The sequence below is a fragment of the Streptomyces sp. NPDC032126 genome (genome assembly GCF_055580085.1).
In genome coordinates this window covers 486,230-504,128 of record NZ_JBVIMA010000003.1, presented here as the reverse complement: position 1 = coordinate 504,128, position 17,899 = coordinate 486,230, and the positions used below count along the sequence as shown (strand labels likewise).

The following is a 17,899-nucleotide window of genomic DNA, read 5'->3' as shown; positions in this document are numbered from 1 at the left end:
GGCGGCGACCCGCTCCGCCTCGGCACGACCAAGGGACACCTCGACGTGCGCCACCAGCTGCCATCCCCCATCCACGACGTCCTCCCCCACCCCCCCCCCCCCCCCCACCCCCCCCCCACCCCCCCCCCCCCCCCCCCCTCCCCCCCCCCCCCCCCCCCCCGCTGCGGGGGGAAGTACCTGAGCGATCTGTTACGACGGGGGAATCGCGTCAGGCACTGCGGGGGGTGGCTGAGATGGTCCGCGGGGCGGTCGGCGTCGCCGACTCCGCCAGTTGGTGGTCACGCTGGTCGAGATTCACAAAGATCATTCCGTACCGGATGGCACATCGCACCGGCTGCGGCGCCCCCCGAGGCCGTCGCAGACAGCGGTACGCCCGTACGTCGTCCTCATCGTCCCGCGTGACGACGACCGGCTCACCGAACACGGTCACCATCAGCGAGTCACCGCTGTGGGGGATGGCGGTGACCAGGTCGATGAAGTGCCAGCCGGAGCGATAGGCGGTGGCCATTTCACGGCGGAAGGAACGGTCGTCCGGTGGAGTGGTCACGTCAGTCCCCGACCCCTTCGACTGCGGAGCCCGCCGACGTGTTCACGCTCCCGGACTCGGCACCGACCGCCACGGACGGCCACGAGCTGTTCGCCCGGACATCGTCCTTCGCGCCAGAAAAGCCCCCCAGCACTCCGAGGGCGGCGACGGCGGAGAAGGCAGCGACAAGCACCGAGCGAAGCATTCTGTTACGCATAGTCGGCTTCGTCCTCACTTGAAAGTCCCCTTTTCCCCCGTCGAGTACGACGATGGCTCATTCAGGCACGTCATGGCCACAGGATCGATGCATCATGTTCCTGCACGTTCAGGACCCTGGGGGGTGGAGATTTGCCAACGAATCACACGAAAGCGACACATCCCCATGGGATGGCGGACCTGTGCGAGGACGGGAGCCGACTTTACGCCGCCGCGCTGCGCTCCGGGCGCATAGCGCGCGCGGAAACGGAGGCCGCGCCGTGCCTGATGGAGATGGCGCTGCTGCACCCCGACCCCGACGATCCGGACTGGCTGCGCCCGCTCACCCCCGCGGTCGCCCTGGCCCGCCGGCTCGACCCGCTGGAGCACGAGATCGCCCAGCGCCGACGGGCCGCCATCGAGCTGGCCGCCGCGTTCGAGCCGTTCATGTCGCTGAGCACCCAGGTCACCTCCTCCACCGACTCCATCACCGTCCTGGAGGGCGGCGACCGGATCAACGCGGCGCTCAACATGGCCGTGTCCCAGTGCCAGACCGAGATGCTCACGGTCCAGCCCAGCGACCGGCTCTCCGAGCGCAGCCTCCTCCAGGGCATGGAACGCGACCGGCCGTTGATAGAGCGCGGCGTGCGCATCCGCACCGTGTACCAGCACACCGCCCGCTACAACCCCGAACAACTCACCTACGCCGCCCGGCTCGCCGACGGCAAGGCCGAGTACCGCACCATCGACGAGCTGGTGGAACGCCTGATCATCTGCGACGAGACGGTGGCCTTCATCCCCACCCGTGACGACCAGCAGGTCGCCCTGGAGATGCGGCACCCGGGCCTCATCCGCTACCTGATCAAGGTCTTCGAGTTCATGTGGAACCGCGCCGTTCCGCTGAGCATGGGCAACCCCTACGAGGTCGCCCACGACGGCATCACCGAGATCCAGCACTCCATCGCCAAGCTCCTCGTCGAGGGGCATGTCGACGAGGCGATCGCCCGCCGGCTCGGCATGAACGTACGGACCTGCCGCGCGCACATAGCCAAGCTCGCGACCGCCCTCGGCAGCGGCAGCCGCGCCCAACTCGGCTACCTCATCGCCCAGTCCGGCATCCTCGACCGCGAACACCACTGAAACGGCCGTGAGCGCCGGCCCGCGGTCCCGATGCCGGGTCGACGGCCCGCATTCTCGATGCCCGGTCGCCGGCCCGCATTCTCGATGCCGGGTCACCGGCCCTCGGTCTCGATGTCGGGTCACCGGCCGGTCGCGGTTTCCTGGCCGGGGAGGGCCAGCGGCGCGGCCGGCCGGCCTCCGCCGTCCAGTCCCACCTGCGCGATCCGCACACCCAACTGCGTACGGCTCGCCGCGCCCAGCGTCTCCGACAGCCGCGCGATGTGCGCACGGCACGTCCGCACACTGATCCCCAGCCGCTCCGCGATCACCGCGTCCTGGTGCCCCTCGGCCAGGAGCGCGGCGATCGACTGTTCCCGGTGGGAGATGCCTTCGATACCGGTGTCCGGCAGCGGCGCGGTCAACGGGATGGCCAGCCGCCACAGCCGCTCGAAGACGGTCACCAGATAGGCGATCAGGGCGGGGTGACGCAGCTCCAGCGCCATGGTCCGCTCGGCGTTGGCGGGGATGAAGGCGACGGTCCGGTCGAAGAGGATCAGCCGGTCGATGACCTCGTCGAGGGTCCGCGCCTCGACCGCGCCGCCCATCAACTCCAGGTAGTTCAGCAGCCCTTGGCCGTGCCGTGCGACATGGTTGTAGAGGTCGCGCATCCGCACGCCCCGCCCGGCGAGCTCCAGCGCCCGGTGCAGCCCCTCCGTCAGCTCGTGCTCGCGCCGGATGCCGCCGGGCTGCACGGTGAGCACCTCGGTCGTGCACGCCTGGGTCGCCTCGTCCATGGCCGCCTGGATCCGGGAGAGCCCGTCCAGCACCCGGATCGCGGTGCCCTCCCCGGCGGTCGCCGCGGGCGCGGGTCCGCCGAGGCCCGCGTACCACTCGAAGGCGGCCACCGCGGAGCCCATCCGCCGCCGGCTCGCGCTGACCTCGTCGTACACCTCGCGCAGCAGCCGTGTCATGACCTCCTGCGGGGAGGTCGGGACCAGCCAGTCCATGTCGTCGGGGTCGGGATGCAGCAGGGCGAGCTCCAGCAGGCAGGGCACCGGCTCGGCGTCACCGCGCGGCACGCGTCCCCGTCGTACGGCCCGGGAATACACCCGATCCCCGGCCTCGCAGAGTCGGTCGGCACCGTGTGGATGCTCTTCCGCCCCGTGCCCGGCCATCGCCCATCCCACCCCCGCCGTACGCCTCGTCCGCAGCGCAACTATGCGCGGCCCGGACGGGCTCCGCAACACGGCTCCCCCGGCAAAGGCCGGGGAAAACCCCCGATCTGACCGAGTTTCACCCGGCCTCAGCCTGTCACCCTGCAACAAGATGACGGGTCCCGCCCCCCACTCGGTTCCCTCGTCCCCCACCACGCCAAGAGCTTTCCCCGCCCCGGCCGCAGCCACCCACTTCTTCCCCTCGCCGCCCCCTGTCCGTGACCTGACCGGTACGGCACAGCACCTCGCCCCGGGGCGCGTCGCGCCGGACAATCGGGGTATGGCGATCAGGGTCATGGCGAAGAAGCCCCGGCGGCGGGCGGCGCGGCCGGCGGCCGTACTGGTGAGCACCCTCCTGTGCGCCGTCTGGGGCGTCGTGGGCTGCGGCGGGGGCGGAGACGACGGCGCCACCCCGGGCGCCTCCTCGTCCGCCTCCCAGCGCCCCTCACGCGCCTACAAGGACGGCCATCTCACCTTCACCGTCCTCACCCTGCGCTGCGGTCTCACCGCGGTCACCGGCTCGCACGCCGATGCCCCGGCCGACGGTCAGTTCTGCGCGGTCCGGCTGCGGGTGGACAACCAGGACCCGAACTTCCACACCTACGTCGCGGGCAACCAGCGCCTGGAGGGCGTCACCGGCCACCGCGCCCACCCCGACGGCTTCGCGATGGCCGTACGCCGCCAGCACGACCGGATCGAGATCGGCGGGCACTCCCTCGTCGAGGTGGAGCTCTGGTACGACGCCCCGAAGAACGCCAGGATCACCGGCCTGCGGGTGATGGGCGACCGCGACCCGTCGAGCTTCCGCAGCACGACGGTCGTGGAACACGCCCCCGACGGCGTGGTGATCCCGATGAAGCCGGTGAGCGCCGGCTGACCGCTCCTCGGCCCCTGACCGCTACTGCAGCTTGAGCGCCTGGCAGGACGCCTTGTACTTGGCGGTGCAGATGTCGGACACCTTGTAGATGCCGTCGGCGATGACGGTGCTCTTGATGTTGTCCTTGGTCAGCGCGACCACGGTCACCAGCTGGGCCGGGATCTTCTTGTCGGTCGGGCTGTCGACCTTGTCGCGGGTGAGGGCGTCGAACTGGATGTCCTTGCCCTGGACCTTGGCGACGGCCATCTCCGCGGCGGCCTCGGCCTCCTGCGGGTAGGGCTTGTACACGCTCATGTACTGCTCACCGCTCACGATCCGCTGCACGGCGGCGAGTTCGGCGTCCTGACCGGTGATGGGCGGCAGTTCGCTGCCCTCGACACCCGCGGCCTCCAGCGCCTCGATGATGCCGCCGGCCATGGCGTCGTTGGCGGAGTAGACGCCCTTGATGTCCTTCTTGCCGATCTTCTCGATCGCCTCGGCCATTTCCTTCTTCGCGAGCTCCGGCTTCCAGCCGTCGGTGTCGTAGGTCGCCGCGATGCTGACCCGGTCCTTGAGCTCCTTGAGCGCGCCCTGCTTGAACTGACCGGCGTTGGGGTCGGTCGGCGAGCCGTTGATCATGACGATCTTGTCGCTGGGCTCGGGCGAGCCCATGCCCTCGGCCAGGGTGCGGCCCTGCACCTCGCCGACGAGTTCGTTGTCGAAGGAGACGTACGCGTCGATCGGGCCCTGGGCGAGGCGGTCGTAGGCGATGACCGGGATACCGGCGTCCTTCGCCTTCTTCACCATGTCCTTGACGGCGGCGGCGTCGACCGCGTCGAGCAGCATGACGTCGACCTTGTCGTCGATCATCTTCTGGATCTGTTCGAGCTGCTTGTCCGAGTCCGCCTCGGCGTTGGCGTACACGGTCTTGCCCTGGTTGCCGGTGAGGGACTTCACCTTGGCCTGGATGATCGGGTAGTCGAACTGCTCGTAGCGCGTGTTCGTCTTCTCCGGCATCAGCACGCCGATGGTGATGTCGTTGCCCTTGGTGGGACTGGCGTCGGCGCCGTCCTCCGTCGCTCCCAGCATCCCGCAGCCGGCGAGCGAGAGGGTCATCGTGGAGGCGACCACGGCGAGGGCTATTCGACGCATTGAGGGGCTCACTTCAGGGGTGCGTTCGGACATGGGTGCGGCAACTCGACCCAGGTGTCTGAAAAGACAACGCGTCGGCACGCATCGGCGTCAAGCGGTACCACTTAACGAGATGACAACATCACCTTCCGCTTGGTCGGGGGCGACACATGAAGACACGGAGCATTCTTCTCCAACTGCTCTTTACGGACTCTTCACAGCCGGGAGTTCACAGGAATGGCAAAGACTCGTGCAACCAATTCCATTCTCCAACAGTCGTGATCATGACCGGACCGTTCCGTCCGCACGGATCCCATCCGATCCGAACAGCTCCGATCAGAGGAACGAATGAACCGAGCCAGACTCGCGACAGCCGTGGCGCTCGCCACGACCGGCAGCGTGCTGACCGCCGTCTCGGCGGCCGCTCCGGCCTCCGCCGCGACGACCTGCGCGTCACCCGTCTACAAGCGGCAGATCTACGCCAACACCTCTTTTTCGGGCACCCCGAAGCAGACCGGCTGTGACGCCGCCATCGCCGAGAACTGGGGCACCGGTTCCCCCGCCGCGGGCGTTCCCTCGAACAACTTCTCCGTCCGCTGGACGGTGACACGGGACTTCGGCTCGGGCGGTCCCTTCTCGATGGCCGCCTCCGCGCTGGACGGCGTGCGGGTGTACGTCGACGGCTCACTGAAGATCAGCCTGTGGAAGGACACCTCCACGACCGTCTCCAAGGCCGTCAACCTGACCATCCCGTCCGGCCGGCACACCCTCCGCGTCGACTACGTCAACTGGACGGGCTCCGCGAAGGTCAACGTGAGCTACGCGCCCCGCACTTCGGCCACCGTCGACACGGTCAGGCCGCTCGCCCCGACCGGCGCCACCTGGGACTACATCTCCGGCACCGGCAACGCCACCTCGGCGGTCCTCGACTGGGCGGCCAACAAGGAGATGGACCTCGCCGGTTACCGGATCTACCGCAAGCCGGAGGGCGCCACCGCCTGGACCCGGCTCGGCACGACGACCAACCGCACCTGGTCCGACACCCCGCCGCAGACCGGCCAGTCGTACGTCTACCAGCTCCGCGCCTACGACAGGGCCGGCCACGAGTCCGCCGGCACCGCCGCCCTCGGCCCGGTCCCCACCGGCGACTTCACCCCGCCCGCCGCACCCGTACTGACCGTCACGAGCACCGAAGACGCCAACCACCTCTCCTGGACGGGCCCCGCGGACGCCGTCGCCTACTCGGTCTTCCGCAAGAGGTCCTCGGACACCGAGTGGACCGAGGAGACCCCCGAGATCACCGGGACGACCTGGACGCACACCTCGGCGTCGTACGGCGTCTCCTACGACTACAAGGTCCTCGCCCACGACGCGGCCGGCAACCACACCTTCTCCAACGTCGCCGGCGGCACCCCCACCATCACCCCGCCGCAGCACGTCACGGCCACCACCCCGTCCTACGGCGCGGTCATCAGCTGGAGCGAGCCCGCGGGCGGCGACACCGAGTCGTACACCGTGCTGCGCTCGCCGGCGCCGGCCGACGGCAGCCGCACCTGGTCGACCCCCGACTGCCGCAGCCGCACGACGACCACCGACGCGTCCGGCGCCACGGTCCGCACCTGCACCGACTACGACGGCGACCAGGGCGCGACCTACGCCTACGTGGTCCGCCGCAAGGACGGCTACGGCCGCTGGTCCGTCCCCTCCCCGGAGATCCTCGTCACCCGCCCCGGCGACGAGATCGCCCCGCCGGCCGTGACCCATCTGACCGCGCAGGCCCTGGAGTACGGGATCCGGCTCGACTGGGACCCGAGCCCGGCCGGCGAGGAGGTGGCCGAGTACCAGATCTTCGAGCAGCCGGCCGACCACACCACCCCCCAGTACCTCGGCAAGGTCGACGCCACCCGGTCCGACGCGCTGCTGCGGATGCCGGCGGACGGCGAGTGGAAGCGCTACGTGGTGCTGGCCGTGGACCGCTACGGCAACCGCGCGTCCTACCTCGGCGACCCCTCGGGCGACGGAACCTGGTGGGACCAGCCCGTCGCCACGGTCGGGCTCTTCGAACGCGACCTCCGCCCGACGACCGAGGCCCCCGAGAACACGGCCTGCGACCTGACCGCCTCGGCCGGCGCGCAGGGCGTCACCGTCGATCCCTTCTGCTCCGGCTCGCCCTTCACCGAGGCCGACGGCTACCACGTCCATCGCTGGGACCGCGCGACGAACACCTGGGTCCGCCTGACCGGGACACCGGTGACGACGTCGTACTGGATGGACACCACCGCCCCCGCCGGGACCACCCTGTACTACCTGGTCTCCTTCACCCGGGCGGACGGCACGACTGCCTGGTCCGGCCTGGCCGACGCGGTGACCGCCCCCGCGGCGTGACCCGCCCCCGGAAACGCGAAAAGGGCCCGGAGTGCGACTCCGGGCCCTTCCCTGAGGCTGAGGCGTGCCGTGCCTAGTCCTTGGGCTTCTTCGGCCGCCACACGACCAGCGCGCTGGTCTGCTGCACCTCCTGGTACGGCACCAGATCGCGTCGGTAGGAGGCGTGGACGGCGGCCTCGCGCTGCTGCATCGCGGCCGCCGCGCCGTCCAGGGCCGACTGAAGCTCCGCGACGCGGGACTGCAGCGCGGCGACCTGGTTCTCCAGCTCGATGATCCGCTTGATGCCGGCGAGGTTGATGCCCTCGTCCTGCGACAGCGTCTGCACCTGGCGGAGCAGCTCGATGTCGCGCGCCGAGTAGCGCCGGCCCCGGCCCGCGGTGCGGTCCGGGGAGACCAGGCCCAGCCGGTCGTACTGACGCAGTGTCTGCGGGTGCAGTCCGGAGAGCTGGGCCGCCACCGAGATGACGTAGACCGGGGTCTCCTCGGTCAGTTCATACGGCCCACGAAATGCGTCACCGCGTCGACGGCCTTCCATCATCTCCCTCATGCTCCCTTCGCGGCCTCGAACAGCTCCGCCCGCGGGTCCTCGTCCGCGGTCGCCTCGCGATACGCCTCCAGCGCGTCACGAGCCTTCCCCGACAGGTCCTTCGGAACACTCACCTCGACGGTGACCAGCAGATCGCCCCGGGTGCCGTCCTTGCGGACCGCGCCCTTGCCGCGGGCGCGCATGGTGCGCCCGTTGGGCGTGCCCGGCGGGAGCTTCAGCGTGAGCGTCGGGCCGCCCAGGGTGGGCACCTTGATCTCGCCGCCGAGAGCCGCCTCCGTGAACGTCACCGGCACGGTCACCGTCAGGTTGTCGTCCTTGCGGCCGAACACCGGGTGCGCGCCGACATGGACGACCACATAGAGGTCGCCGGCCGGGCCGCCGCGCTCACCGGGCGCGCCCTTGCCGCGCAGCCGGATGCGCTGCCCGTCGGTGACGCCCGCCGGGATACGGACCTGCATCGTGCGGGACGACTTGGCGCGGCCGCTGCCCTTGCACTCCAGGCAGGGATGCTCGGCCATCAGCCCGCGGCCCTTGCAGTCGGGGCAGGGATCGGTGAGCGAGAAGCCGCCGCCGGAGCCCCGCGCGACCTGGCCGGTGCCGACGCAGGTCGGGCACACACGCGGCGTGCCGTTCTTGTCGCCGGTGCCGGAGCAGGCCTTGCAGGGCGCCTGCGAGGACATCCGCAGCGGGACCGTGGCGCCCTCGATCGCCTCGATGAAGCTGAGGGTGACCTCGGTGTCGATGTCCTGGCCGCGCCGCGGCTGCGTACGCGTGGTGCCGCCCGCGCCGCCGCGGTTGAACAGGCCCCCGAAGACGTCACCGAGTCCGCCGCCGAAGCCGCCGCCTCCTCCGCCGCCCTGGGCGCCGCCTCCGAAGAGGTCACCCAGGTCGAAGTTGAAGGAGCCGTTCCCACCCGGCCCGGGGCGGAAGCCGCCGCTGCCGAAGAGGGCGCGCGCCTCGTCGTACTCCTTGCGCTTCTTGGGGTCGCCGAGGACGTCGTTCGCCTCGGAGATCTCCTTGAAGCGCTCCTCCGCCTTGGCGTTGCCCTTGTTGGCGTCCGGGTGGAACTCGCGCGCGAGCTTGCGGTACGCCTTCTTGATCTCGGCCTCGGTGGCGTCCTTGGGGACGCCGAGGACCTTGTAGTAGTCCTTCTCGATGAAGTCCTTGGTGCTCATCCCCGACGTCCCTCCTTCCCCTTGAGTGTGGTCACGTCAGCCCTCGTCCGGGCCACCGCTCTCCTTGTCGTCGGCCGCCTCGGCCGGCTCCTCGGCCTTCACCGTCTGCGCGCCCGGCTGGGGCTCGGCGACGGCCACCCGCGCGGGGCGGATGGTGCGCTCGCCGATCCGATACCCGGGCTGGAGGATCGCCACGCAGGTCGTCTCGGTGACGTCCGGCGCGTACGAGTGCATCAGGGCCTCGTGGATCGTCGGGTCGAAGGGCTCGCCCTCCTTGCCGAACTGCTGCAGGCCCATCTTGGCCGCGACGGTCTCCAGCGACTCGGCGACGGACTTGAAGCCGCCGACGAGCTCGCCGTGCTCCCGCGCGCGGCCGATGTCGTCGAGCACGGGCAGGAGCTCGGTCAGGAGGTTCGCGATGGCGATCTCCTTGACCGCGATCCGGTCGCGCTCGACCCGGCGGCGGTAGTTCTGGAACTCGGCCTGGAGCCGCTGGAGGTCCGTGGTGCGCTCGTCGAGCGCCTTGCGCACCTGGTCCAGCTGCGCCGTCAGACCGGCGATCTGAGCTGCTGCGTCCCCGGCCGGGGCCGCCCCCTCCTGGGGGGCGGCCTTCGGCTCGGCGTCGTCGGGGGTCGCGCCGGAGGGGACGTCAGGCTTCTCGTCGAAGCCCGGGGTCTCCTCCGTCACGCGGCACCGTCCTTGCGCTCGTCGTCGACGATCTCGGCGTCCACGACGTCGTCGTCGGCCTTCGGGGCCTCACCGGCGCCGCCGGCCGCCGCCTGGGAGGCCTGCGCGTCGGCGTACATGGCCTGGCCGAGCTTCTGGGAGACGGCCGCGACCTTCTCCGTGGCCGTGCGGATCTCGGCGGTGTCCTCGCCCTTGAGCTTCTCCTTCAGCTCGGCGACGGCCGCCTCGACCTCGGTCTTGATCTCGCCCGGGACCTTGTCCTCGTTGTCCTTGAGGAACTTCTCGGTCTGGTAGACGAGCTGCTCGCCCTGGTTGCGGGCCTCGGCGGCCTCGCGGCGGCGGTGGTCCTCGTCCGCGTACTGCTCGGCCTCCTGGCGCATGCGGTCGACCTCGTCCTTCGGCAGCGAGGAGCCGCCGGTGACGGTCATCTTCTGCTCCTTGCCCGTGCCGAGGTCCTTGGCCGTGACGTGCATGATGCCGTTGGCGTCGATGTCGAAGGAGACCTCGATCTGCGGGACGCCGCGCGGCGCCGGGGGCAGACCGGTCAGCTCGAACATGCCGAGCTTCTTGTTGTAGGCCGCGATCTCGCGCTCGCCCTGGTAGACCTGGATCTGCACGGACGGCTGGTTGTCCTCGGCCGTGGTGAAGATCTCGGAGCGCTTCGTCGGGATCGTGGTGTTGCGCTCGATCAGCTTGGTCATGATGCCGCCCTTGGTCTCGATACCGAGGGACAGCGGGGTGACGTCGAGGAGCAGGACGTCCTTGACCTCGCCCTTGAGGACACCGGCCTGGAGGGACGCGCCGATGGCGACGACCTCGTCCGGGTTCACGCCCTTGTTGGCGTCCTTGCCGCCGGTCAGCTCCTTGACGAGCTCGGCGACGGCGGGCATACGGGTGGAGCCACCGACGAGGACGACGTGGTCGATCTCGTTGATGGAGACGCCGGCGTCCTTCATGACGTTGAAGAACGGGGTCTTGCAGCGCTCCAGCAGGTCGGCCGTCAGCTGCTGGAACTGGGCGCGGGTGAGCTTCTCGTCCAGGTGCAGCGGGCCCTCGGCGGACGCCGTGATGTAGGGCAGGTTGATCGAGGTCTCGGTGGAGGAGGACAGCTCGATCTTGGCCTTCTCGGCGGCCTCACGGAGGCGCTGGAGGGCCATCTTGTCCTTGGACAGGTCCACGCCGTGGCCGGACTGGAACTGCTTGACCAGGTAGTCGACGACGCGCTGGTCCCAGTCGTCACCGCCGAGGTGGTTGTCACCGTTGGTGGCCTTCACCTCGACGACGCCGTCGCCGATCTCCAGGAGGGACACGTCGAAGGTGCCGCCACCGAGGTCGAAGACGAGGATCGTCTGGTCGTCCTTGTCGAGGCCGTACGCGAGCGCGGCCGCGGTGGGCTCGTTGACGATGCGAAGGACGTTGAGACCGGCGATCTCGCCGGCTTCCTTCGTCGCCTGGCGCTCGGAGTCGTTGAAGTACGCCGGCACGGTGATGACCGCGTCGGTGACCTTCTCGCCCAGGTAGGCCTCGGCGTCGCGCTTCAGCTTCTGCAGGATGAAGGCGGAGATCTGCTGCGGGTTGAAGTCCTTGCCGTCGAGCTGGATCTTCCAGTCGGTGCCCATGTGGCGCTTCACCGAGCGGATGGTCCGGTCCACGTTCGTGACCGCCTGGCGCTTGGCGACCTCGCCGACGAGCACCTCACCGTTCTTCGCGAAGGCGACGACGGACGGCGTGGTCCTGGCACCCTCGGCGTTGGTGATGACGGTGGGCTCGCCGCCCTCCAGAACGCTGACGACGGAGTTAGTCGTGCCCAGGTCGATGCCGACCGCACGTGCCATGGTTGATTCCTCCAGCTGACTTGAGTGGAACGGACTCAAGTGTGCATGAGGGTTCCCGCTGGGTCAACAGACCTGAGCCAGCCAGGCTCAACTCTTATCCGTTCCTTACACGCAAGGGCACGCTGACCTGCACCGATGCCGGAGAGCGAGGCGGCCGCACCATGGACGCGGGTTGACGCCGGGGCCCCCGGGGACCATGGACGGGCACCCGCAGCATCCCCAGCACCACCGCCACCGCCCCGCCGGCCACCCACAGCGCCCCCGTCGCCGGAAGCCATCCGCTGTGCACCAGGACCGCGACCAGCGCGCCCGCGAACGCGGCGAGCCCGATGAGCACGGTCGCCCCCTGCGGGGTGATCCCGACCCTGCGCAACCGGTGCGCCAGATGGTCCGGCCCGCCCCGCAGCAGCGGCCGCCCGGCGACCCGCCGCGACACGGCGACCAGGACCGCGTCGACGACGGGGACGGCGGTCAGCGCGAACAGCACCCCCGAACCGGCCACCGGATCGTGCCCCACGCGCGCGATGACCGCGACGGAGGCGAGCAGGAACCCCGTGAACAGCGATCCGCACGCGCCGAGCGCGATCCGCGCGGGCGGCCAGTTGTGCATGAGGAACCCGGTCAGCGCGGCGGCGAGCACGCTCATCAGCACCGCGAGCCCGTCCAGGACCTCGGCCGCGGCGAGGGCGGCCGCCGCGAAGGAGGTGAGCACCCCCACGGTCCCGGCCACCCCGTCGGCGTGATCGAGCGACCGGAAGGCCAGCGCGACGACGGTGATCCAGCCCGCGGCCAGGACCCCGCCCACGGCGCCGACATCGCCGTACGGGACGACGAAGGCGGCGGCGACGGCCGTCCCGACGACGAGCACGCGCGCCTTGACCCGCCACACGTCGGCGACCAGGCCCAGCCCGGCGACGGCGGCCGCCGCGACGAGCAGCCCGCCGACGTCCTCGCCGAGCGGCGCGACCCCGAGGCGGTCCCCGGTGACGACGACCAGACAGGTGGCGGTGACGACCGCGAGCCCCCCGAAGAGGGGCACCCGGCGCTGCCGCAGCCGCCGGTCGACCAGCCCGCCGCGCAGGGCGAGCGGCCGGAGCAGCGCGGCGAGAGCGGCGGCGAGGAACAAGGCGGCGGTGGCGGCGACGATCCCGTAGAGCACGGATACACGGTAGGGGCAAATGTAGCAATTCGGTACGAATAACACGATCGGATCGGATGTCGGCTGGATTGCCCCTGCTACGGCAGCCCGGACGCCCGATGAACCGGGCCGCACCGGCGCAGGTCCTCGACCGGCTGCCGCGCCGAGCCACGCTCAGGCATGCCTCAGCGACGCAGATCACCGCACGGCTGACTACAGTGCGGCTGAGGATGCGGGTAGTCTCGGACGGACTGCATAAGTTACCGCTTAGTAATGTCCCTCGCAGGCCCGAGGAGCCCCGAAATGCAACTCGCCGCGATCATCGTGTCGCTGGTTCTGATCGTGGTCGGCGTGGCCCTGTTCGCTCGCGCCCTCCTGCAGATCTACAACTTCATGCGGCTCGGCCAGAGCGTGCCCGCGGGCACCCGCACCGACCAGCCCGTGCAGCGAACCCTCACCGTGGTCAGGGAGTTCCTCGGCCACACCCGGATGAACCGCTGGGGCATCGTCGGCGTGGCGCACTGGTTCGTCGCCGTGGGCTTCTTCACCCTGCTGCTGACGATCGTCAACGCCATCGGCCAGCTGTTCCAGGCCGACTGGATCCTGCCGATCATCGGCGAGTGGGCGCCGTACAACGTCTACGTCGAGTTCATCGGCACGATGACGGTCGTCGGCATCCTGGTGCTGATCGCCATCCGCCAGCTGAGCCACCCGCGCAACCCGGGCCGCAAGTCCCGCTTCGCGGGCTCCAACTTCGGCCAGGCGTACTTCGTCGAGACCGTCATCCTCGTCGTCGGCGTCTGCATCTTCATGCTGCACGCGCTCGAAGGCGCCCAGCACCACGTCGACGGCTACGAGGCGTCCTTCTTCATCTCGTACCCGGTGGTCGACGCGCTGGAGGGCCTGGACGTCTCCACGCTCCAGAACCTCACCTACCTCTTCGCCGGCGTGAAGATCGCGACCTCCTTCATCTGGATGATCACGGTCGCCCTGAAGACCGACATGGGTGTCGCCTGGCACCGCTTCCTGGCCTTCCCGAACATCTACTTCAAGCGGAACGCCACGGGTGAGACCTCGCTCGGCGCCCTGCTGCCGATGACCTCCGGCGGCAAGCCGATCGACTTCACCGACCCCGGTGACGACGACGTCTTCGGCGTCTCCCAGGTCGAGCAGTTCTCCTGGAAGGGCCTGCTGGACTTCTCCACCTGCACCGAGTGCGGCCGCTGCCAGTCGCAGTGCCCCGCCTGGAACACGGGCAAGCCCCTCTCCCCCAAGCTGCTGATCATGTCGCTGCGGGACAACGCGCACGCCAAGGCGCCCTACCTGCTGGCCGGCGGCGGCAAGACGGTGGAGGGCGAGGAGAAGGCGTCCGAGGAGCAGCTGAAGGACGTCCCGGCGGCCGCGCTGGCCGAGGCCGAGCGCCCGCTGATCGGCACCACCGAGGAGAACGGCGTCATCGACCCGGACGTCCTGTGGTCCTGCACCACCTGCGGCGCCTGCGTCGAACAGTGCCCGGTCGACATCGAGCACATCGACCACATCGTCGACATGCGCCGCTACCAGGTGATGATCGAGTCCGCGTTCCCGTCCGAGGCGGGCACGATGCTCAAGAACCTGGAGAAGAAGGGCAACCCCTGGGGCCTGGCGAAGAAGCAGCGCCTGGAGTGGACCAAGGAGGTCGACTTCGAGATCCCGGTCGTCGGCCGGGACATCGAGGACCTCACCGAGGTCGAGTACCTCTACTGGGTCGGCTGCGCCGGCGCCCTGGAGGACCGCGCCAAGAAGACCACCAAGGCCTTCGCCGAGCTGCTGCACATCGCGGGCGTGAAGTTCGCGATCATGGGCGGCGACGAGAAGTGCACCGGTGACTCCGCCCGCCGCCTCGGCAACGAGCCCCTGTTCCAGGAACTCGGCATGGAGAACGTCGCCGCGCTGAACATGGCGTTCGGCGAGGAGATGGACGAGGACGGCAACGTCACGCCCGAGTCGAAGAAGCCGAAGTCCGCGAAGAAGATCGTCGCGACATGCCCGCACTGCCTCAACACGATCGGCAACGAGTACCCGCAGATCGGCGGCGACTACGAGGTCATCCACCACACCCAGCTGCTCCAGCACCTGGTGGACGAGGGCAAGCTGATCCCGGTGACCCCGGTCGAGGGCATCATCACGTACCACGACCCCTGCTACCTGGGCCGCCACAACAAGATCTACACGCCCCCGCGCGAGATCATGACCGCCGTCCCCGGCCTGCGCCAGCAGGAGATGCACCGCCACAAGGAGCGCGGCTTCTGCTGCGGCGCCGGCGGCGCGCGGATGTGGATGGAGGAGCGCATCGGCAAGCGCATCAACAACGAGCGCGTCGACGAGGCCCTCTCCCTCAACCCCGACATCGTCTCCACCGCCTGCCCCTTCTGCCTCGTCATGCTGACCGACTCGGTCAACGGCAAGAAGAACGAGGGCAAGGCCAAGGAGTCCGTCCAGGTCGTCGACGTCGCCCAGTTGCTCCTGGAGTCCGTCAAGACCCCGGTGGACCCGGAGGACGCGGCGGAGACGGAGAGCGAGCCGGAGCCGGAGCCGGTGAAGTAGGCCGGAGCCGGTAGTAACCGGAGCCGGTGAAGTAACCGCACCCGCCCGCCTGTTGATGCCCCTCGCCGATCCGGCGGGGGGCATCGCCGTATCCCCTCGGGGTCGTGCGGGTGTTCGCCCCTAGGGGATGTCACAGCTCGGCAGCAAAGCCCGGGCGGAGGCGGGCGCCCGGGCACGTCACTCGCCGGGACCAGGTACGTTCGTTGACGTGGCTGGATTCAGGATCGGACGCGGCGGCCGGGACGCCCGCGCCCCGCAAGCGCGACCGCAACACCCTCCGTACGGGCAGCAGGCGCCCCGCGGACCGTCGTACGGCACCCCGTCGGCCCCACAGCCGCCGCAGCCGCCGTACGGCGGGAGCTACGGCGGTGGTTACGGGAGTCAGGGCGGCAACCCGGGCGGCGACGAGCCGGAGTACTTCGGCGGCGGCGACGCCTACCCCCCGCACGACCCGTACGCGGCGAACAACCCGGGCCACACCCAGGCGTTCTCGATCGACGACCAGGCGCCGTACGCGCAGGGCGGGCAGGGCGGCCAGCAGTACACCCAGGGGGAGACGTACTACGCGGGCTCCATGCCGCCCGCAGGCCCCATCGGCCCGCGACTGCGCTGGAAGGAGCTGCTGCGCGGCATCGTGCTCTCCCCCGCCCAGACGTTCCTCCAGATGCGGGACTACACGATGTGGGGCCCGGCCCTCGTCGTGACGTTCCTGTACGGCCTGCTGGCGGTCTTCGGCTTCGACGGCGCCCGTGAGGACGCGATCAACGCCACCCTGTCCAACGCGGTGCCGATCGTCCTGACGACGGCCGTGGCGATGGTGGTGAGCGCCTTCATCCTGGGCGTGGTCACCCACGCGCTGGCCCGCCAGCTGGGCGGCGACGGCGCCTGGCAGCCCACGGTCGGCCTCTCCATGCTGATCACGTCCGTGACGGACGCGCCGCGCCTGGTCTTCGCGATGTTCTTCGGCGGCGACGCGACGTTCGTCCAGGGGCTGGGCTGGATCACCTGGGCGGCGGCGGGCGCGCTGCTGACGATGATGGTGAGCCGCTCGCACGACCTGCCGTGGCCGAAGGCGCTGGGAGCGTCGGCGATCCAGCTGATCGCACTGCTGTCGATCGTGAAGCTCGGGACGTTCTAGGACAGGTAAGGGCTCCCGGCATTCACCGGGAGCCCTTACCTGTTGTCCGCTCTCTTGTCCGCCTCCGCGGCTCAGGCGTCGAGAACCTGCCCGGCCCGCTTGACGACGGGCGGTTCGACGGACCACGGGAAATTGATCCACTCATCGGTCCGCTTCCACACGTATTCGCACTTCACGAGGGAATGCGACTTCTCGTAGATAACGGCGCTGCGCACTTCCGCGACGGTGTCGAGGCAGAAGTCGCGGACCAGCTTGAGCGTCTTGCCGGTGTCGGCGACGTCGTCGGTGATGAGCACCTTCTTGTCCGAGAAGTCGATGACATTCGGAACGGGCGCGAGCATGACGGGCATTTCCAAGGTGGTGCCCACACCGGTGTAGAACTCGACGTTCACCAGGTGGATGTTCTTGCAGTCCAGGGCGTACGCGAGCCCGCCGGCGACGAAGACACCCCCACGGGCGATGCTGAGCACGATGTCGGGCTCGTACCCGTCGTCGGCGATGGTCTGGGCGAGCTCACGGACGGCGGCACCGAATCGCTCGTAGGTCAGATTCTCCCGCACGGCGCTCATGTCGTTCATGGGGCTCACACCTGCGTCCGATGGAAATTGAGGAAGGAACGGGAGGCGGTGGGACCGCGCTGTCCCTGGTAACGGGAGCCGTAGCGCTCGCTGCCGTACGGGTAATCGGCCGGGGAGCTGAGCCGGAACATGCACAGCTGCCCGATCTTCATACCCGGCCAGAGCTTGATGGGGAGGGTGGCGAGATTGGACAGCTCAAGGGTGACGTGCCCGCTGAAGCCGGGGTCGATGAATCCGGCGGTGGAATGCGTGACCAGCCCGAGCCGCCCGAGCGAGCTCTTGCCCTCCAGCCGGCTCGCGAGATCATCGGGAAGCGAGATGACCTCGTACGTGCTGGCGAGGACGAATTCCCCGGGATGCAGAATGAACGGCTCGTCCCCCTCGGGCTCGACCAGCCGGGTGAGATCGGCCTGCTCGATGGAGGGGTCGATGTGGGGGTACCGGTGATTCTCGAACACCCGGAAGAAGCGGTCGAGGCGCACATCGATACTGCTGGGCTGCACCATGGATTCGTCGTAGGGATCGATCCGCACCCGCCCGGCATCGATCTCGGCCCGGATGTCCTTGTCTGAGAGAAGCACGCCCCGAGGATACGCAAGCGCGCGGAGTCGCCCCAATCGGGACGACTCCGCGCGCTGCCTGCGGTGACGTGCTACCGCTTCTGAAGAACCACCGGCACGGCGCTGCGGAGCCGGGCACACCGAGGACAGCGGACGAGGCGTCCGGGGCCGAGTCGCTCGGCCTGCTGCATCGGGAACGAAGCGGTGCTGAACACGTGCCCATCGGCAC

The 17,899-nt window shown here is 69.6% G+C and carries 15 protein-coding genes; 5 read left to right on the top strand and 10 right to left on the bottom strand.

What is annotated here, in order from left to right; translation table 11 throughout:
- Nucleotides 1–208 precede the first annotated feature (208 nt).
- Nucleotides 209–547, bottom strand: a complete 339-nt coding sequence (locus tag ACZ5NW_RS15245; protein WP_468744276.1) for a hypothetical protein — start codon at nucleotides 545–547, stop codon at nucleotides 209–211.
- Nucleotides 548–913: 366 nt separating this feature from the next.
- Here ACZ5NW_RS15245 and ACZ5NW_RS15240 point away from each other — a divergent pair, with 366 nt between their 5' ends.
- Nucleotides 914–1,861, top strand: a complete 948-nt coding sequence (locus ACZ5NW_RS15240) for a helix-turn-helix transcriptional regulator (protein WP_468744275.1) — start codon at nucleotides 914–916, stop codon at nucleotides 1,859–1,861.
- A gap of 119 nt (nucleotides 1,862–1,980) precedes the next feature.
- On the opposite strand, the gene ACZ5NW_RS15235 is transcribed toward ACZ5NW_RS15240, so the two are convergent.
- Complete coding sequence (locus ACZ5NW_RS15235) at nucleotides 1,981–3,015, bottom strand: helix-turn-helix transcriptional regulator (RefSeq protein ID WP_468744274.1); 1,035 nt, start codon at nucleotides 3,013–3,015, stop codon at nucleotides 1,981–1,983.
- Nucleotides 3,016–3,334: 319 nt separating this feature from the next.
- On the opposite strand from ACZ5NW_RS15235, the gene ACZ5NW_RS15230 reads away from it, so the two are divergent.
- Nucleotides 3,335–3,931 (top strand): hypothetical protein, encoded by a 597-nt coding sequence (locus ACZ5NW_RS15230; RefSeq protein WP_468744273.1) that lies wholly within the window; start codon nucleotides 3,335–3,337, stop codon nucleotides 3,929–3,931.
- A gap of 21 nt (nucleotides 3,932–3,952) precedes the next feature.
- Here ACZ5NW_RS15230 and ACZ5NW_RS15225 read toward each other — a convergent pair whose 3' ends face one another.
- Nucleotides 3,953–5,062, bottom strand: coding sequence for a sugar ABC transporter substrate-binding protein (locus tag ACZ5NW_RS15225; RefSeq protein ID WP_468744272.1), 1,110 nt, complete (start codon nucleotides 5,060–5,062; stop codon nucleotides 3,953–3,955).
- 327 nt (nucleotides 5,063–5,389) lie between these two features.
- Between ACZ5NW_RS15225 and ACZ5NW_RS15220 the strand changes: the two genes are divergently transcribed.
- A complete protein-coding gene (locus tag ACZ5NW_RS15220) occupies nucleotides 5,390–7,426 on the top strand; it encodes a fibronectin type III domain-containing protein (protein ID WP_468744271.1) in 2,037 nt (678 codons plus the stop codon).
- A gap of 73 nt (nucleotides 7,427–7,499) precedes the next feature.
- On the opposite strand, the gene ACZ5NW_RS15215 is transcribed toward ACZ5NW_RS15220, so the two are convergent.
- The 5 genes from ACZ5NW_RS15215 to ACZ5NW_RS15195 form a co-directional block, all read right to left on the bottom strand.
- Nucleotides 7,500–7,964, bottom strand: a complete 465-nt coding sequence (locus tag ACZ5NW_RS15215) for a heat shock protein transcriptional repressor HspR (protein ID WP_468744270.1) — start codon at nucleotides 7,962–7,964, stop codon at nucleotides 7,500–7,502.
- A gap of 5 nt (nucleotides 7,965–7,969) precedes the next feature.
- Complete coding sequence (gene dnaJ, locus ACZ5NW_RS15210; RefSeq protein WP_468744269.1) at nucleotides 7,970–9,148, bottom strand: molecular chaperone DnaJ; 1,179 nt, start codon at nucleotides 9,146–9,148, stop codon at nucleotides 7,970–7,972.
- Nucleotides 9,149–9,184: 36 nt separating this feature from the next.
- Nucleotides 9,185–9,835: a nucleotide exchange factor GrpE gene (gene grpE / locus ACZ5NW_RS15205; protein WP_468744268.1), complete on the bottom strand. Its 651-nt coding sequence runs from the start codon at nucleotides 9,833–9,835 to the stop codon at nucleotides 9,185–9,187.
- Nucleotides 9,832–11,670 (bottom strand): molecular chaperone DnaK, encoded by a 1,839-nt coding sequence (dnaK, locus tag ACZ5NW_RS15200; protein ID WP_468744267.1) that lies wholly within the window; start codon nucleotides 11,668–11,670, stop codon nucleotides 9,832–9,834. The genes grpE and dnaK overlap by 4 nt, the downstream gene beginning before the upstream one ends.
- A 94-nt stretch (nucleotides 11,671–11,764) precedes the next feature.
- Nucleotides 11,765–12,829 (bottom strand): MraY family glycosyltransferase, encoded by a 1,065-nt coding sequence (locus ACZ5NW_RS15195; protein WP_468744266.1) that lies wholly within the window; start codon nucleotides 12,827–12,829, stop codon nucleotides 11,765–11,767.
- 282 nt (nucleotides 12,830–13,111) lie between these two features.
- Here ACZ5NW_RS15195 and ACZ5NW_RS15190 point away from each other — a divergent pair, with 282 nt between their 5' ends.
- Together ACZ5NW_RS15190 and ACZ5NW_RS15185 are read left to right on the top strand one after the other, a co-directional pair.
- Nucleotides 13,112–15,394: a (Fe-S)-binding protein gene (locus ACZ5NW_RS15190; RefSeq protein ID WP_468744265.1), complete on the top strand. Its 2,283-nt coding sequence runs from the start codon at nucleotides 13,112–13,114 to the stop codon at nucleotides 15,392–15,394.
- Between the two features lie 127 nt (nucleotides 15,395–15,521).
- The gene (locus ACZ5NW_RS15185; RefSeq protein WP_468744264.1) at nucleotides 15,522–16,532 is read left to right on the top strand and encodes a Yip1 family protein; all 1,011 of its coding nucleotides are present in this window, start codon (nucleotides 15,522–15,524) and stop codon (nucleotides 16,530–16,532) included.
- Nucleotides 16,533–16,603: 71 nt separating this feature from the next.
- Here ACZ5NW_RS15185 and ACZ5NW_RS15180 read toward each other — a convergent pair whose 3' ends face one another.
- On the bottom strand, nucleotides 16,604–17,101 hold the full coding sequence (locus tag ACZ5NW_RS15180) for a phosphoribosyltransferase (protein ID WP_468744497.1): 498 nt from the start codon (nucleotides 17,099–17,101) through the stop codon (nucleotides 16,604–16,606).
- Nucleotides 17,102–17,115: 14 nt separating this feature from the next.
- Nucleotides 17,116–17,691, bottom strand: coding sequence for a dCTP deaminase (gene dcd / locus ACZ5NW_RS15175; protein WP_468744263.1), 576 nt, complete (start codon nucleotides 17,689–17,691; stop codon nucleotides 17,116–17,118).
- Nucleotides 17,692–17,899: the final 208 nt, after the last annotated feature.

Bases quoted from the DNA above. Each gene is read 5' to 3' on its own strand.
- ACZ5NW_RS15240 (WP_468744275.1), top strand. From the start codon at position 914: ATGGCGGACCTGTGCGAGGACGGGAGCCGACTTTACGCCGCCGCGCTG.
- ACZ5NW_RS15235 (WP_468744274.1), bottom strand. From the start codon at position 3,015: ATGGCCGGGCACGGGGCGGAAGAGCATCCACACGGTGCCGACCGACTC.
- ACZ5NW_RS15230 (WP_468744273.1), top strand. From the start codon at position 3,335: ATGGCGATCAGGGTCATGGCGAAGAAGCCCCGGCGGCGGGCGGCGCGG.
- ACZ5NW_RS15225 (WP_468744272.1), bottom strand. From the start codon at position 5,062: ATGCGTCGAATAGCCCTCGCCGTGGTCGCCTCCACGATGACCCTCTCG.
- ACZ5NW_RS15220 (WP_468744271.1), top strand. From the start codon at position 5,390: ATGAACCGAGCCAGACTCGCGACAGCCGTGGCGCTCGCCACGACCGGC.
- ACZ5NW_RS15215 (WP_468744270.1), bottom strand. From the start codon at position 7,964: ATGATGGAAGGCCGTCGACGCGGTGACGCATTTCGTGGGCCGTATGAA.
- dnaJ (WP_468744269.1), bottom strand. From the start codon at position 9,148: ATGAGCACCAAGGACTTCATCGAGAAGGACTACTACAAGGTCCTCGGC.
- dnaK (WP_468744267.1), bottom strand. From the start codon at position 11,670: ATGGCACGTGCGGTCGGCATCGACCTGGGCACGACTAACTCCGTCGTC.
- ACZ5NW_RS15190 (WP_468744265.1), top strand. From the start codon at position 13,112: ATGCAACTCGCCGCGATCATCGTGTCGCTGGTTCTGATCGTGGTCGGC.
- ACZ5NW_RS15185 (WP_468744264.1), top strand. From the start codon at position 15,522: ATGTCACAGCTCGGCAGCAAAGCCCGGGCGGAGGCGGGCGCCCGGGCA.
- ACZ5NW_RS15180 (WP_468744497.1), bottom strand. From the start codon at position 17,101: ATGAGCGCCGTGCGGGAGAATCTGACCTACGAGCGATTCGGTGCCGCC.